The 18,139-nt window shown below is 37.5% G+C and carries 3 protein-coding genes; all 3 read left to right on the forward strand.

Annotation, left to right across the window (positions count from 1 at the left end; genetic code table 11):
- The first annotated feature begins 71 nt into the window (after positions 1-71).
- Positions 72-14,924, forward strand: coding sequence for a gliding motility-associated C-terminal domain-containing protein (locus LPB88_RS01900; RefSeq protein ID WP_230712107.1), 14,853 nt, complete (start codon positions 72-74; stop codon positions 14,922-14,924).
- Positions 14,925-15,249: 325 nt separating this feature from the next.
- Complete coding sequence (locus tag LPB88_RS01905) at positions 15,250-15,675, forward strand: CBS domain-containing protein (RefSeq protein ID WP_230712108.1); 426 nt, start codon at positions 15,250-15,252, stop codon at positions 15,673-15,675.
- Between the two features lie 159 nt (positions 15,676-15,834).
- Entirely contained in the window at positions 15,835-18,126 is a 2,292-nt protein-coding gene (locus tag LPB88_RS01910; RefSeq protein WP_230712109.1) for an NADP-dependent malic enzyme, read from the forward strand.
- Positions 18,127-18,139: the final 13 nt, after the last annotated feature.

The following is an 18,139-nucleotide window of genomic DNA, read 5'->3' on the forward strand; positions in this document are numbered from 1 at the left end:
TTTATAAATTTGTGTTAAACCTCCCCAGTTTTACAATCATCCCTTTGTTTTTAATTCAAAAATTTAAATTTATGAAATTAAATTACTCTGATAGATTACATAAAGGATTAAATAAAACGCTTTTCTTTTTTTTATTTGTATTTCCGGTTTATATTTTTTCGCAAAATTGTACAGTTAATGCTAATGCTGATAGAATAATTTGCCCTGGTGGCAGCACATCTTTACCACCGGACCAATTTTATTTATTAGGAACGGCAAATACGACGCCGGGAAGCATTTTTTTGCAAAACCCCGTATGGACACAAATTGCCGGACCGGCAGTTCAGATTGTAGATCCAACCGCTGTTCAGTCATTAGTAAAAGGAGCTATTCCCGGTAATACTTACACCTTCAGATTAACAGCACAATGTGGAGATGGTTTTACGATTTCTAACGATGTTGTAATAATGGTTTCTTCCTTGACTCTTGCTACAGCCGGCGAGGATAAAACGTATTGCCAAGGGACATATCCATTGAATGGAAATACTGTTGGCGCTTCTGAAACAGGAAACTGGAGTGTAGTGGGAAGCAATGGTGCTGGAGTTAGTATCTCTAATCCAACATCTCCTAATACATCAATTTCAGTTTCTGGTAATAGTTCAGGAAGTACTACTTTAAGATGGACAATTACTAATCCAACGTCTAACTGTACATCTTTTGATGAAGTGGTTATTACATCTTTCGGCGGAAGAATGCCTGTTACGGCGGGTGCAGATAAAACGCTTTCAAACTGTTTTTCGGCAACTCAAAATGTAAACCTTAACGGAAGTTTCGGCGGAACAATGCCGGGTCAGCAACAAGGGACATGGACAGTCGTTTCTGGTCCAAATATACCTAGTTTTGACAATGCGAATGATAACAACACTAATGTTAGTGGACTGGTTGAAGGCACTTACGTTTTTAAATGGACTGTTGCAGGAACTTGTGCAAATGGGAGTGACGAAGTTACTGTTATAGTGCCTCCTCCAACGGCTGATGTCACTAATGTAGCTAGCTCTAATAAGTATTACTGTGATGGAAGAACCTCAACAGTTCTTCAAGGTACAGTTCCATTATATGTAAATGAAACTGTTCAATGGACTCAGACCGGAGGACCGACAGCGGTGATTCAGAATCCTACTTCTCCTTCAACAGTAGTTTCCGGAATGACAACAATGGGTACTTATACTTTTTTATATACGTTGACCAACAGTTCGACAAATTGCGTACGTACAGGTACACATACCGTTACTTTAGAAGAAGTGATTTCTATTTCAGGCGGTAGCGATCAGATTTTAGGATGTAGTGTTTCAACGGCAACAATTCCGGTTACTTATGTGGGCAATGGTAAAATGAGTTGGCAGATTGTGGACGGTCCAATTGTAAATCCGCTTTTAAATCCGCCTTATCCTTCATACCCAACAGCTTTAGTGACTTTCACAGGTAATAGTGTAGTTGTTGGTCAGTTGACTTTTTCAGGAACTTATATTGTAAGATTAATTAAAGCGCCAGATAAAGGAAGTCAATGTGAAACCGTTTATGATGATGTTTCAATTGTTGTTTCTGCAACACCAAGTACCTCAAGTGCGGCAACTTCTCAAATTCTGCCATGTAACTCTACATCGGCAGCATTGGCTGGAAATATTGTCGTTGCTGGAGTAGGTAAATGGAGTCAGATGTCAGGACCAAGTACGGCAGTTTTTTCAAATGTAAATAGTCCAACAACCCAAGTATCATCTTTAGTTAATGGAACCTACATGTTTCGATGGACGATTTCAGGAGGTGAAGCTTGTGCTGTTTCGCAAAGTACTTCGCAAATTGTTGTTTCAAGTGCAATGCCAACAATTTCTCAGGCAGGAAATGATCAGGCGATTTGTTTTGGTTCACCGGTTCAATTACAAGGGGATGCAGTTTTAAACAGTGAAACTGGTACTTGGACAGTTTCTCCAAATGCAGGAATAGTTTTTAATAATATACATGACCCAAATGCTATAGCAAAAGGTTTAGCTCAAAATACAACTTATACATTTACGTGGACTATTGCTAATGGTTGCGGATCATCTGCAGATACGGTAGATGTTGTAACAAATAATACACCAGGGGCCGATGCGAATGCGGGTACAGACCAGTGTCTTGCATCCGGAACAACAACTTTGGTATTAGACGGAAATGATCCTGCTCCCGGAACAGGTCTTTGGACACAAACTGCAGGTGCAGCAGCGGTAATTACAGATCCAACATTGTATAATGCGACTGTAACGGGATTAACTGATGGTAATTATGCATTTAAATGGACTGTTAGTAACGTTGGCTGTACTAATGGAGAAGATTCAGTTGCTATAACAATTGCACCAACAATAACCGTTGCGGACGCAGGAACTAATCAAAGTTTGTGTACTAGTACTGCAACTTTAACGGGGAATGCACCGGCAACAGATGAAACAGGATTATGGGAATTAGTAAGTGGGGGAGATGGACCAATAATTGCAGATCCGACAAGTCCAGTGACAACGGTTTCAGGTTTAACACCCGGCTCTTGGGTTTACAAATGGACAATTTCGAAAGGAGCCTGTGCCAGTTCATCAGATTCTGTACAATTAAATATTGATCAAGCACCTTCGCAAGCAATTGCAGGTCCGGATCAGGTGATGTGTAATCAAAGTTCGGTTACTCTGGCAGCAACAGCGCCTACAGTAGGAAGTGGAATCTGGTCATTGGTAAGCGGGCCAAATTCGCCTGTTTTTTCAAACGCAAAGTCTCCAACATCAACGTTATCAGGACTTATTACAGGAGAGTATATTTTAGAATGGACTACTTATACCGGAATAAATTGTCCTCAAAGTAAGGATCAGGCCAGTGTGAAAGTTACAGAGGTTGCCGCGGCAGGCCCAGATTATACAACTTGCTTAACGGGACCTCTTTATTTGGAAGGAAACGATGGAAGCACAGGAACATGGAGTTATGTTTCGGGGCCAAATACGCCAACAGTAACCACAACAGGAAATAGTACTGCATCAGTTACGGGTTTAATTCCGGGAACCTATGTTTTTAGATACACAATTCCTGCTCAGGGAGCATGTCCTCAAACATCTGATGACATTAGTATAATTATTAATGGTCAAATAACAACAACGCCAAATGCAGGAACAGATCAAGCTTTTTGTGATGTTGGTCTGGCAGGAATTCATTTAACGGCTTCATCACTTGATGTAGGTACGACAGGAAAATGGACAAAATTATTTGGTCCCGCAGGAGGATCATTCTCTGATGATACAAATCCGGATACATTTTTTTTAAATCCGGGTTACGGGACTTATGTGTTTAATTGGACAGTAAACTCAGGAACTTGTAATGCATCTGATCAGGTAAGAATTGAAAATGCCGAACCACCTTCGCCAGCACTTGCAGGAGGAGATAACACAATATGCGGATCTGTTACAGAACTAACAGCAATACCTCCATTAGCTGGAACCGGACAATGGGATCAGGTATCAGGACCTACGATAGCAGTTTTTAGTTCTCGCATTTTACCAAATACCACAGTTTCTAATCTAACTCAAACGGGTGGTGTTTATGTTTTTAGTTGGACAGTTTCTAATGGAGCATTATGTACACCTAATACCGATACAGTACAAATTACAGTCACAGCAGATTTAACCGTTCCGGATGCGGGACCAGATCAGACAATTTGCGAATCAGACAATGCTACTTTAGCAGGAAATACAATTACAGCAGGAACCGGTCAATGGACAAAGGTAAGTGGACCTGCAGGATCATTTTCAGACGATGCAAGCCCAACATCTTCATTTACTCCAAGTGGAGACGGAACTTATGTTTTGCGATGGACAGCAGTGAATCTTAGCTGTACAGCTTCTGATGATATGACATTAACTGTTGATCCTTTGCCTACTACTTCAAATGCAGGAACTCCAATTTCAATATGTGAATTTCAACCGTTGACTTTAGCGGCAAATACACCAACAATTGGAACAGGGTTATGGGCACAAGTTTCAGGTCCGTCGAATGTAGTTTTTGAAACTCCAACCTCTCCAACAACAGCAGTTTTTGGGGCACAGCCAGGAGTTTATATATTTAGTTGGACAATTTCAATAGGATTTTGTTCACCAAGTTCAAGTAATGTTACAGCGACTATAAATGCATTGCCTCCATTGGCAGATGCGGGAGCCGATCAGAAGATATGTAATACTTCAACAACAACATTAAATGGAAATAATCCATCAGCAGGAACAGGAGCTTGGACATTTGTTTCTAATTCAGGAAATACAGCATTAATAACTAATCCAAATATCTTTAATACAACCGTAACTAATCTCTCAGTAGGAACAACAAGATTAAAATGGACTATTAGTAGTGGTTCTTGTACTCCATATTCTGATGAAGTAAGTATTGAAAGAGCATCAGATTTAACCATTTCACCACTAACAAGTGATAGCACAATTTGTCAAGGCGGAACAATAACTTTAAATACAACTCCAACAGGAAGTATTGCACCTTATACGTATCAATGGCAAACATCTTCTAATGGAATTTCAGGATGGACAGACATTTCAGGACAAACGAGCGCTTCTTACACCACTAATAGTTCTTTGACAAATGGAGAATATTATTATAGAGTAAATGTTTCAAGTACATGTACTTTGGTAACGAGTAATGTTGCCAAGTTAACCATTATTGCAGATCCCCTAGTAACGACCCAGCCAGTTGGAAACACTATATGCTCAGGAGCTACACATACTATGAGCGTTGCAGCAACAACAACAAATAGTAATGCAGGTGTTATTGCATATCAATGGCAAAGTTCAGCAGATGGGGTTTCTGGCTGGACAAATGTCTCAGGTGGCAGTGGGGCAAATACAAATACATATACCACTTCAGCATTAACCTCTAGTCTTTACTTTAGAGCTCAGATTACACAATCAGGAAGCGGATGTGAAAGTTTTTCGAATCCGGCATTGGTAAATGTTACTACAATTACTGCACAACCAACAACTCCGGCAGCTATTTGTGTTGGTGGAATTGTGAATATTAGCATATCAGCTTCGTTAAACGGAGGATCAGGAACATTAAGTTATCAATGGCAGAGTAATTCAGGTTCAGGTTTTGTGAATGAAACAAATCCAACGGCGACTACGACTAATTTTACATCAGATGTTTTAAACATTACCACACAATTTAGATGTTTGGTAACCTCATCAACAACGAATTGTACTTTGACCTCAAATACTGTTACAGCAACTGTAGTTCCGGATCCTGCAATATCGGTGCAGCCAACTGGCGGAATTGTTTGTTCTGGCGGAGCACTTACTTTATCAGTTACCGCAACAGGCGGAACACCAAGTCTAAATTATCAATGGTATACTAGTTCAGATAATGTAAGTTTTGCATTAATATCAGGAGCAACTTCAAATACTTATAATACACCAGCACTAACGACCGATACCTATTACAGAGTAGATGTTTCGGCAACTGGAAATGGATGTGGTTTGGTAACGTCAAATAGCGTATTAGTCGATGTAATTCCTGATCCGGTTGTTACACTGCAACCTGTTGGAAATACAATTTGCTCAGGTGCGACACATACAATGACAGTTGTGGCTTCTGGAGATCCTGCAGGAGGCGTATTGGTTTATCAATGGCAAAGATCAACAAACGGAACGACAGGTTGGGTTAATACAACCGGCGGAAGCGGTGCTACAACAGCATCTTATACAACCGGCGCGTTGACCTCAACTTTTTATTATAGAGTACGAATCAGACAAGCAGCCAATGGCTGCGAAGTATATTCAGATCCAGTACCAGTATTTGTCGTTACAATTACCGCTCAGCCAGTTGCTCCGGCAGCTATTTGTGTGGGCGGGACGGTAATTATTAGCATATCAGCTTCATTAAACGGAGGAGCAGGAACATTAAGTTATCAATGGCAAGGTATTTCAGGTTCAGGTTTTGTAAACGAGTCGAATGCAAGCGCAACAACAGCAAATTTTACATCAGAGGTATTAAATACAACCACACAATTTAGATGTTTGGTAACTTCTTCAACAACAAATTGTACTTTGACCTCAAATGCAGTTACAGCGACTGTGGTTCCGGATCCAACAATTACAGCTCAGCCAACGGGAGCAACTATTTGTTCAGGAGGAAATGATACTTTATCAGTAACAGCGACAAATGGTACTCCAAATTTAACATATCAATGGTATAGTAGTTTAAATAATACAACCTTTTCAGCTATTGGCGGTGCAACGTCAGCTACTTATGTTACTCCTGCTCTGACTCAAACTACGTATTACAGAGTTGATGTTTCGGCTAGTGGAAATGGCTGTACTACGGTTACTTCAAATGTAGCAATGGTAACGGTTTTGTCGGCTATAAGTATAGTTACACAGCCAGTATTAAAAACTAATATTTGCAGTGGTTCAAATGCAACTTTAAATGTTGTGGCAGCTGGAGGTACAGGAAACTATACTTATCAATGGAAGAGTTCTACTGTTTTGGCAGGTCCATACACTGATATTGCAGGAGCAAATGCAGCAACTTATATAACTCCAAACTTAACAGAAACTACTTTTTATCAAGTTGTAGTTTCAAATTCAACTCAAGGCTGTATTCCGGTTACATCAAGTATTGCGGCAGTTATTATTCCGAGTATTATAGCTCAGCCTGTTACACCATCAATAGTTTGTATTGGAGGAACAGTTTCGCTTTCGACATTAGCCTCGGCAAATAACGGCTCTGCATCTTTTGATTACCAATGGCAAAGTTCTTCTGATGGCACAACTGGCTGGACTAATGTAACAGGCGGAACCGGAGCGACGAATCCAAATTATACAACAGAACCTTTATTAGTTTCAACTTATTATCGTTGTGTGATCACATCATCAAACCCAACCTGTACACTTATTACCAATGTGGTGAAAGCGACAGTTATTCCGAGTCCAACAATTACTACGCAACCAGTTGGAGGAAATATTTGTGAAGGAGGTACATTTACAATGACATCAGGAGCAACAAGTGGTTCAGGAAGTTTTACCTATCAATGGCAAAAATCGTTAGATGGCAGCACTGGTTGGGCAAATGTAACAGATGGTTCAGGTGCTAATACGACAACTTATACAACTGGTCCTTTAACTGCTGACACGTTCTTTAGATTGCATGTAACAGATTCCGGTAATGGCTGTGGTACTATAAATTCTGATCCTGCAAAAGTCGATGTGTTTGAATCTCCATTAATAAGCACAGAACCAACAGACGGAGAAGTTTGTATCAATCAAAGCCATACTTTTACCGTTGTTGCGTCGGGCAATATTCCTGCAAGTACTATATTGTACCAATGGCAAACAGCTTCTGCTTTGGCTGGGCCATATTCAAATGTAACCAATGGATCCGGAGGCACAACTGCTTCTTATACAACACCCGCTTATGTTACACCGGGAAATAGATACTTTAGAGTTTTAATATCTCAATCTCAATCTGGTTGTCAAAGTATTTCGAATCACGTTATCTTAAATGTTTTTGATGTACCATTAGCTCCAATAGGAGATATTACCCAACAACCATCATGTAATAATGCAACCGGAATTATAGCTATTTCAACTCCGGATTTAGGAACAGGATATGAGTATAGTAAGGATGGGGTTACGTTTCAGGCAAGTAATATTTTTAGCGGCTTATCTTCCGGAGCGGTACAAATCTATGTACGACGTATAGGTTTAAGCACTTGTATTTCTTTACCGGCAAGCTTTGCCATTTTTGATAGAATATGTGCAGTTCCTGAAACTTTTGCTTCAATTTCAGGTGATACAGGTGGAACTACAATACGTACTATTTTAGATTCTGATTTATTAAATGGAGTTATTTTAAATCCTGTTGATGTAACAGTGACCGTAAATTCTATCTCAAGTTTTTTAACTTTTGATCCGGTTACTAATAAAATTACTGTGGCACCGGGAACACCCGCAGATAATTATACATTGACTTATACAATTTGTGAAAACACGAATCTTTCAAATTGTTCTACAACAACAGAGACAATAAGCGTAACTACATCAGGGATTGATGCCGTAATTGATATTGTTCCTATGTTATTGAATGGTTCAAATGAGCATCTGGCAGTTATAAATGCGTTAACTAATGATAAATTAGCTAGTTTGCCGGCAACAATTTCAAATGTTCAGATTTCAGTTACTAAACCTGCAACACCTATTAATGGAGGAGGAATTCCTGTTTTGAATATCGCAACAGGAGACGTTGATGTACCTGCGGGGACAGTAAGTGGCCTTTATGAAATCGAATATATGATTTGTGAAATAGCAGTTCCTTCTAACTGTGATATATCCAGAATTATTATTCCGGTAGGAAGTGCTTTAATCGATGCTGATGATGATGTAGCAGAAGATATTAATGGTCATCTGGGGCAAATGAATGTTGTGAATGCATTTGCAAATGATAGTTTAAACGGAGTGCCAATTACCATACTAAATTTAGACAAAATTACAGTTACACAAAATACTGCAGCTACTCCTTTGTACCCAGGTGCCAATGTGCCGGTCTTTAGTACAGCAACAGGAAATGTTAGTGTACCTGAAGGAACTCCTGCCGATACTTATTACATAACATATACTATTTGCGAAAAGTTAAATCCAACAAATTGTGCAGATGCTAGTATTGCAATAGTTGTAGATGCAGCTCCAATTGTGGTAAATGATGATGTTGTAAATAATGTAAATGGGTATGATGGAGACGTCAACGCTATAAATGCCTATACTAATACCGCTGGAGCTGACAGTTTTGATGGGGAAATTATAAATATAAATCTAGCAGGTATTTTAACACCTACTGTCAAAACGCCGGCAACTCCTAAAACACCGGGAGCACCAGTTCCTGAACTTACTGTGTCATCAGGGCGAGTTACGGTACCGCCGGGAACACCAGCAGGACAATATCAAATTGAATATGAAATATGCGAAAACCTTAATCCGGGTAATTGTGATGATGCATTTATAACAATCAATGTAGTGGCACCAGCTATAGTTGCTAACGATGATACCGTTTTGAATGTAAATGGTTATGCAGGTGCAAATGATGTAATAAATGCGTTTGACAACGATTTGCTGAATGGAGGAATACTTAATTTACCAACCATCACCGTAACTGTTACAAGTTTTCCTTCGGCAATAAACGGAGGTCCAATTCCAATATTTGATAGTGCCACAGGACTGGTTAGTGTTCCGGCAGGAACGCCAGCAGGAGAATATAAGTTTGTTTATAAAATTTGCGAAAATCTTAATCCAACCAATTGTGATGATGCAGTGATTACCATTACAGTTGTTCCGGCGGAAATAGATGCTGTTAATGATGCTAATTTTGCTCCAATAAATGGATTTATTGGTGATCCAAATGCTTTAAACGCTTTAGATAACGATACTCTAAACGGTTCTGATGTAGTTCTGTCAGAAGTTACAATTAGTAATGTTATACCAGCCTCACCAATCAATGGTGGTTTAGTTCCGGTATTAAATCCAGCAACGGGAATTGTAAGCGTGCCAGCGGGAACTTCAGCAGGAGTTTACATTATTGGCTATCAGTTAAATGAAAAGTTGAATCTGTCAAATAATGATACGGCAGTAATAACAATCGAAGTTTCTGCTCCGGTTATTATTGCTAATGACGATACAGTTGCTAATATTAACGGATATGTGACGACGACTAATGCGATTGATGTTTTACTAAATGACACACTTAACGGCGCCGCTACAGACATATCAAAAGTAAATATCACGGTCGAAAATGCTGCAACTCCAATAAACGGAGGATCAATTCCGGTATTAGAACCTTTAACAGGATTTGTAAGTGTGCCAGCAGGAACTCCGGCAGGCGATTATGAGATTATATATCATATTTGCGAAAAAACAAATCCAACAAATTGTAATAATGCGACAATATTTATCAATGTAGTTAGCGCACCAATTGATGCTGTTAACGATGCAGCAACCAATATTAATGGTTTTGTTGGGGCTGCCAATGTCGTAAATGCTTTAACAAATGATAGATTAAACGGACTAGCGGTTATTCCTTCTCAGGTAACGATTAGTAGTGTTGTTCCCGCAACTCCTATTAATGGCGGGGCAATTCCTGTTTTAGATCCTTTAACAGGATTGGTGAATGTACCGGGGGGAACTGCAGCAGGAACTTACATAATTGAATATCGCTTAAGTGAAAACTTGAACACCACTAATTTTGATATTGCCACAATAACAATTGATGTTGTTGCTCCAAGTATCATTGCAAATAACGATTCTACAAGTATTATTAATGGATACGTTGGTGCGAATAATGTCGTAAATGCTATTACAAATGACAGATTAAACGGTTCGGATATTCAATTGATCAAGATTACTATTTCGTCTCTCACAACAACGACACCTTCAAATTATGTAACAGGAAATCCCGTTCCGGTATTAAATATTCTGACAGGAAATGTTGATGTGCCAGCAGGAACTTCGGCAGGAATTTATATAATTCATTATGGAATTTGCGAAAAGCTGAATCCGTTAAATTGTAGTGAAGCAGATATTACCATAGATGTTTCAGCAGCGACTATTAATGCGGATAATGATTTCGCTAATAATATTAACGGATATGTTGGCGCAAATAATGTAGTTAATGCTTTAACAAATGACGATCTAAATGGTGTAGCAGCGTCAATACTACAAGTAAACATTCATTCGTTAGGCACTACGGCTCCTATAACTTCAACAAACGGAATTGTTCCTGTTCTAAATGAATTAACGGGTAATGTAGATGTACCCGCAGGAACCTCAGGCGGAACATACATTATTCAATATGAAATTTGCGAAAAGCTGAACCCAGCCAATTGTAGTCAGGCAAATATTATAATCATAGTAGACAGACCGGCAATTTTAGCCGAAGATGATCTGATTAGCAATATCAACGGTTATAGAGGAGCGCCAGAAGTTCTAAATGCTTTTACAATTAATGATAAGTATAATGGAATCCCTTTAACAGATGTGAATTTGGTAATCCGAACTGTAATATCTCCAGCAACACCTATAAACGGAGGTTTTGTTCCTTTCCTGGTTACTGCAACTGGACTTGTAACTATTCCGGAACGTACGCCTGCAGGAGTTTATCAAATAAGATATTTATTATGTGATAAATTAAATCCACTAAATTGTGACGACGCACTTATCACTGTTGTTGTAATTGAACCTCCAATTATTGCAAATGATGATCAGGCAAATAACATTAACGGTTATGCAGGAGCAAATAATGTGGTAAATGCTTATGATAATGACACTTTAGACGGAGCGCCATTAGTATTTACGGATTTCAAAGGCGAATTAATTTCACAAGCAAGTTCAATAAACGGAAAACCAGTACCGGTATTAAATGTTCTTACCGGAAATGTAGATGTTCCGGCGGGTACACATGCAGGAGAATATTTTATTGTATATAAAATCTGCGGTACATTAAACACATCAAATTGTGATGAAGCCGTTATTAGAATTAGAGTTGTCGCTGCGCCAATTGATGCTGTTGATGACGATCTTTCTTCAACTCCAATTAATGGATTTACAGGAACAACAAATGCAGTCAATGCATTAGATAATGATACTTTAAACGGAATTCCTGTAATTCCATCAGAAGTTTTGATTACCAATGTAATTCCTGCAACACCAATAAATTCAGGTTTAATACCGGTTTTAGATGCGGCAACAGGAGTAGTTAGTGTTCCGGCAGGAACTCCGGCAGGAACATATACAATTAGTTATACGCTAAGAGAAGTATCGACATTAACAAACAATGATACTGCCGTAATAACTATTGTAGTTCAGGCTCCGTTGATAGTGGCTAATGATGACAATCTAGCCAATGTAAACGGATATGTAGCAACTAATAATGCTATTGATATTTTAACAAATGATAGCTTAAACGGCGCCATTACAAATCTGAATCAGGTAAATATTACAGTTGATACACCAGCAGCGCCAATCAACGGAGGACCGGTTCCATCATTAGAACCGTTAACCGGAATGGTAAGTATCCTGGCAGGAACACCTGCGGGAGAATATGAGATTAAATATCATATTTGCGAAAAACTAAATTCTGGCAATTGTAATGACGCAACAGTATTTATTACAGTAGTTGGACCATCAATTTTGGCAGTCAATGATGCAGTAAATAATGTTAACGGATATGTGGGAGCGACAAATGTGATAAATGCTATTTCAAATGATTTATTAAATGGAGTTGCCGTTCAATTATCTCAAATTAATATTACTTCAATAAATACGATAACTCCGGTCGATTATATTTCAGGAAGTCCGGTGCCGGTATTAAATATAGCAACAGGAAGTGTAGATGTTCTGCCGGGAACTTCAGCAGGAACTTATACTATTCATTACGGAATCTGCGAAAAATTAAATGCAATAAACTGTAGTGAAGCCGACATTGTAATTGAGATAAATGCTGCTACAATTATTGCCAATGATGATATTGAGGTTAATATAAATGGTTATGTTGGAACACCAAAAGCATTAAATATTATCGACAATGATACCTTCAACGATTCGTCAATAGTAGGTAAAAAAGCAAAAGTCACTTCGATAAATATCAGTCAAATCACGATTACGGTTTTAAATACAGCAAATCCGATAAATGGAAATCCAAATGTGCCAGTTTTAGATCCTGCAACCGGAATTGTAAGTGTTCCGGCTGGAACTCCTGCAGGATTATACACGATTCGATATAGAATTGCAGAAAATTTAAATCCGGCAAATTTTGATGAAGCAACTGTTTTTATAACGGTAACAGCTGCTACAATTCAAGCAAATAGTGATACTGTTCTCAATATTAATGGTTTTCAGGGGCAGGCCAATGTTGTAAATGCAATAACAAACGATAATCTAAACGGAGTTGCGGCTCAATTATCAGAAATTAGTATCGGAGTTGTTACGCCTGCCACTTCAATCAATGGAGGTCCGGTTCCTACTTTAGATATTATTACCGGAAATGTAAGCGTTCCTGCTGGTACACCAAGCGGAACTTACACAATTAGATATGAGATTTGCGAAAACTTAAATCCTACAAACTGTAGTCAGGCAGATATTATTGTAACCGTTATTTCGGGACCAATTATTGCAAACGATGATGCCATTGGAGGAATTAACGGTTTGGACGGAGCTAATAATGTAATCAATGTTCTAACCAATGATCTTTTAGATAATACAGCCCCAACTATAGCACAAGTCAAAATAAATGTGGTTTCGCCTGCGGATGTTATCAATTCAGCAGCGGTTCCGGTATTAGATATGAATACTGGTTTGGTAAGTGTTCCAGCAGGTACTTCCTCAGGAATTTATACTATTGTGTATCAAATCTGTGAAAATCTAAATGCTACAAATTGTGATCAGGCGGTTATTAAAATAACAGTTACGCAACCATCAATAGCATTAGTGAAACAAGGCGTTTTCTCTGATACAAATGGTGATGGATATGCAGAGCCGGGAGAGCTAATTCGTTATTCATTCTCGATTACCAATACAGGAACCATAGATTTGAACAACGTGATTGTTACAGATCCAAAAGCGACTATTACAGGTACGCCAATTGCAACGTTGGCAGTAGGTCAGACAAACGTAACAAACTTCACAGGTACTTATGTATTAACCCAGACTGATATTAATTTAGGGTTTGTTCAAAATCAAGCTTTAGTTACTGCTCAGCCTTTGGTAGGAACAGCTATTCAGGATTTATCAGATAGTAATGATCCTACTTTAATAGGTGATAACGATCCTACGATTACACCAGTAGATCAATTTAAAGATTTGACCTTAATAAAAGGAGGGCAATTATCAGGAACTGGTGGAGCAGGCTCAATAATTAATTACAGTTTTGTTGTAGAAAACACAGGTAATGTGATATTGAATAACATCGAAATTGCCGATCCATTATTAAGTAACAGTGTTATTGCAGTTACTCCAAGTACATTATCTCCTGGACAAACCGGTACAGCAACTGCATCATATACGGTGACAATTCTGGATGCTTTAGCAGGAGAAGTAGTAAATACGGCCATCGTTATTGGAGATGCCCCTGACGGAAAACAAGTTATAGATATATCTGATAGTGACGATCCTACTCTTACAAATGATGATGATCCTACTGTTGTCGATTTAACATCAGTTCCAACAATAGCAATTATTAAAACAGCAACATTCAATGATGAAAACAAAAATGGATATGCAGAAATTGGAGAAACCGTAACCTATCATTTTGCTATTACAAATACCGGAAATATTCTTTTGGTAAACATCATAGTTAAAGATCCTAAACCGGGAATTGTTATTACAGGAGATCCAATTATTCTAAGAGCAGATGAAACAAATACCGATAATTTTGTAGGAACCTATACTTTAACAGCTGAGGATATTGCTGTAGGAAGTGTAGAAAATCAAGCGACAGTTCAGGCAGTTGATCCAAAAGAGCGAGTTATAACGGATAAATCAGATGATAATTCGATTCTGGAAGATGATCCAACAATACTTCCATTAAATGCTTGTAAAATCACGGTTTACAATGCAGTTTCTCCTAATGGAGATGGTATGAATGATATTTTCAAAATTGATGGAATCAAATGTTATTCAGATGCTTATGTAGAGATTTATGATCGTTGGGGAGTTTTGGTTTATGATGCTCATGGTTATGATAATGAATCGGTTGTGTTTAGAGGAATTTCGGAAGGAAGAGCAACTGTCAAACAACAAGATGGGTTGCCTGACGGAACTTATTTTTATGTAATAACCTATAAAACATATCTAAATGAACCTATTAGTTTAACAGGGTATTTGTATATCTCCCAATAATATAAATGTTTATTGGTATAAAAAAGACCTTTCTAGATTTTAGCAAAGGTCTTTTTTATGTATTGTTATTTCGGGACTAGACAATATGTTGTGGCGATATAATCAAATTCCGTATTTTATTTATAATAAATCTAAAAGCATCAAAAAATACTGTGTTTTTCGCAAAAAATCCCTAAAATTCATTCGTTTTTTTAAATAAAAATTTCTTTATAATGAAATTTAACTTATTATGTTAAAAATGAATGTGTTAAGTTTTAAAAAATCGTTTTCGTTGTTTTTTATATTCATTTTTTTTTAACTTTATAGGACTTAAAATTTTTCAGATATGACTGTAAATCAAATACTAAACGCAAAAGGAAAAAATGTTTATTCCGTACTTTCAACAACAACAGTTTATGAAGCGCTGAAAGTAATGGGAGAAAAAAACATTGGGGCAATTCTGGTTATTGATGGAACCGATTTAAAAGGAATATTGTCTGAAAGGGATTATGCCCGAAAAATTGTTTTGAAAGACAAGTCATCAAAAGAAACCTTTGTACACGAAATCATGGAAATCGATGTTTCTTCGATAAACCTTTCAAATAATATTGAAGATTGTATGGAGTTGATGAGTACCAAAAGAATCAGACATTTGCCAGTTATGGAAGATGGAATTGTGGTAGGAATAATTTCGATCAGTGACGTTGTAAAAGCGATTATAGAAATTCAAAAAGACACTATAAATCATTTAAATTCTTATATTTCTCAGTAATATAAAATCAAAAAATAAACTTTATTAGATAGTCCAAATTATAATGGACTATTTTTTTTGGTTTAACGAAAACGTTTTTTTAAGAAAAGAAAAACATAAAAAGACGCCATTTTAAACCAAGACTTATATCTTTGTAAGCTAGAATAAAAGCTAAATATAATGAACAAAGAGAGTAAAAGAAGAGAAGCGTTACTGTATCATTCAGAACCAACTCCAGGAAAAATTCAGGTAGTTCCAACAAAAAAATACGCAACCCAAAGAGACTTATCTTTGGCTTATTCACCTGGTGTTGCTGAACCATGTTTAGAAATCGCAGCAAACATAGACGACGTTTATAAATACACAGCAAAAGGAAATCTGGTTGCCGTTATTTCAAACGGTACAGCTGTTTTAGGACTTGGTGATATTGGTCCTGAAGCTTCTAAACCAGTTATGGAAGGAAAAGGTTTGTTGTTTAAAATTTTCTCTGATATTGACGTTTTTGATATTGAAATCGGAACAAAAGATATTGAAGAATTTATCCAGACCGTTAAAAATATTGCTCCAACTTTTGGAGGAATAAATCTTGAAGATATTAAAGCACCTGAATCTTTTGAAATAGAAAGAAGACTGGTAGAAGAATTGGATATTCCGGTAATGCATGACGATCAGCACGGTACGGCAATTATTTCTTCGGCAGCTTTAATCAATGCACTTGAATTAGCAGGAAAAAAAGCAGAAGATGTAAAAGTAGTAGTTTCTGGTGCAGGTTCTGCAGCGATAGCTTGTACTGATTTATATGTTTTATTAGGAGTTAAAGTTGAGAATATCCAAATGTTTAATAGTAAAGGACTTTTAACAAAAGATAATCCTTCACTATCAGAATTGCAATTAAAGTATGCAGTAAATGGTCCTAAAATTGAATTAGCAGAAGCTGTAAAAGGAGCAGATGTTTTCATCGGATTGTCTTCGGGAGATATTCTTTCGGCTGAAATGTTGTTGACAATGAAAGATAATCCAATTGTTTTTGCAATGGCAAATCCAAATCCGGAAATCGATTATAATTTAGCTACAGAAACTCGTAAGGATGTTATTATGGCTACAGGACGTTCAGATTTTCCTAATCAGGTAAATAACGTACTAGGTTTTCCATATATTTTTAGAGGAGCGCTAGATGTTAGAGCAACTAAAATTAATGAAGCTATGAAAATGGCTGCCGTAAAAGCTTTGGCTATATTGGCAAAAGAACCAGTTCCAGAACAGGTAAATGTGGCTTATGGCGCAACAAAATTAGGATTTGGTAACGATTATATTATTCCTAAACCATTCGACCCAAGGTTGATTACTGTAGTTGCTCCGGCAGTTGCAAGAGCAGCGATGGAATCTGGTGTTGCAAAACATCCTATTACAGACTGGGCAGCTTATGAAGATGCACTTCGTGAGCGTATGGGTAATGATAATAAAATGGTGCGTTTGATGACAAACCGTGCTAAAATGGACCCTAAAAGAATTGTTTTTGCTGAAGCAGATCAGTTAAATGTACTAAAAGCAGCACAAATAGTTCACGAGGACGGAATTGGTTTTCCAATTTTATTAGGTAATAAAGAAGCAATTTTAGAGCTTAAAGCTGAGTTAGGTTTTGATGCTGAACTTGAAATCATTGATCCTAAAACAAACGAAGAAGAAGCAAGACGTAATAGATTTGCAAATTCATATTGGGAAACAAGAGAAAGAAGAGGTGTTTCGTTATTGGATGCTCAGAAATTCATGCGCGAAAGAAACTATTTCGCTGCAATGATGGTTAATGAAGGCGAAGCAGATGCTTTAGTTACAGGTCATACAAGAAGTTATCCAACGGTTGTAAAACCAATGTTACAATTGATTGAAAAAGCGCCAGGAGCATCACTTGTTGCAACAGCAAACATGATGTTGACTTCTCGCGGACCAATGTTCTTATCAGATACTGCAATCAATATAAATCCTTCGGCAGAAGATTTAATTAATATTGCAATTATGACGGCAAAAACAGCAAAAATGTTTGGTGTTGAGCCAGTTATTGCGATGGTTTCTTACTCAAATTTTGGATCTTCAACAAGTCAAAGTGCTTCAAAAGTTAGAGAAGCTGTAGCGTATTTGCATAAAAATCACCCTGAAATGATCGTTGACGGAGAGATTCAGGCAGACTTTGCTTTGAACCAGGAAATGCTTGCTGAAAAATTTCCTTTCTCAAAATTGGCTGGAAAGAAGGTAAATACATTGATTTTTCCTAACTTAGAGTCGGCAAATATTACTTATAAATTATTAAAAGAATTATATAAAGTAAATTCTATTGGTCCAATCATGATGGGAATGGGTAAACCGGTTCACATTTTTCAATTAGGAGCAAGTGTTGAAGAAATGGTAAATATGGCTGCAATTGCAGTTATTGATGCTCAGGAAAAAGAGAATAAAAAAAATAAATTAGCTAAATAGTAGAAATGATAAG

Origin of the sequence: Flavobacterium sp. JAS (assembly GCF_020991455.1) — a bacterium.
Lineage (GTDB): Bacteria > Bacteroidota > Bacteroidia > Flavobacteriales > Flavobacteriaceae > Flavobacterium.

Bases quoted from the DNA above. Each gene is read 5' to 3' on its own strand.
- LPB88_RS01900 (WP_230712107.1), top strand. From the start codon at position 72: ATGAAATTAAATTACTCTGATAGATTACATAAAGGATTAAATAAAACG.
- LPB88_RS01910 (WP_230712109.1), top strand. From the start codon at position 15,835: ATGAACAAAGAGAGTAAAAGAAGAGAAGCGTTACTGTATCATTCAGAA.
- LPB88_RS01905 (WP_230712108.1), top strand. From the start codon at position 15,250: ATGACTGTAAATCAAATACTAAACGCAAAAGGAAAAAATGTTTATTCC.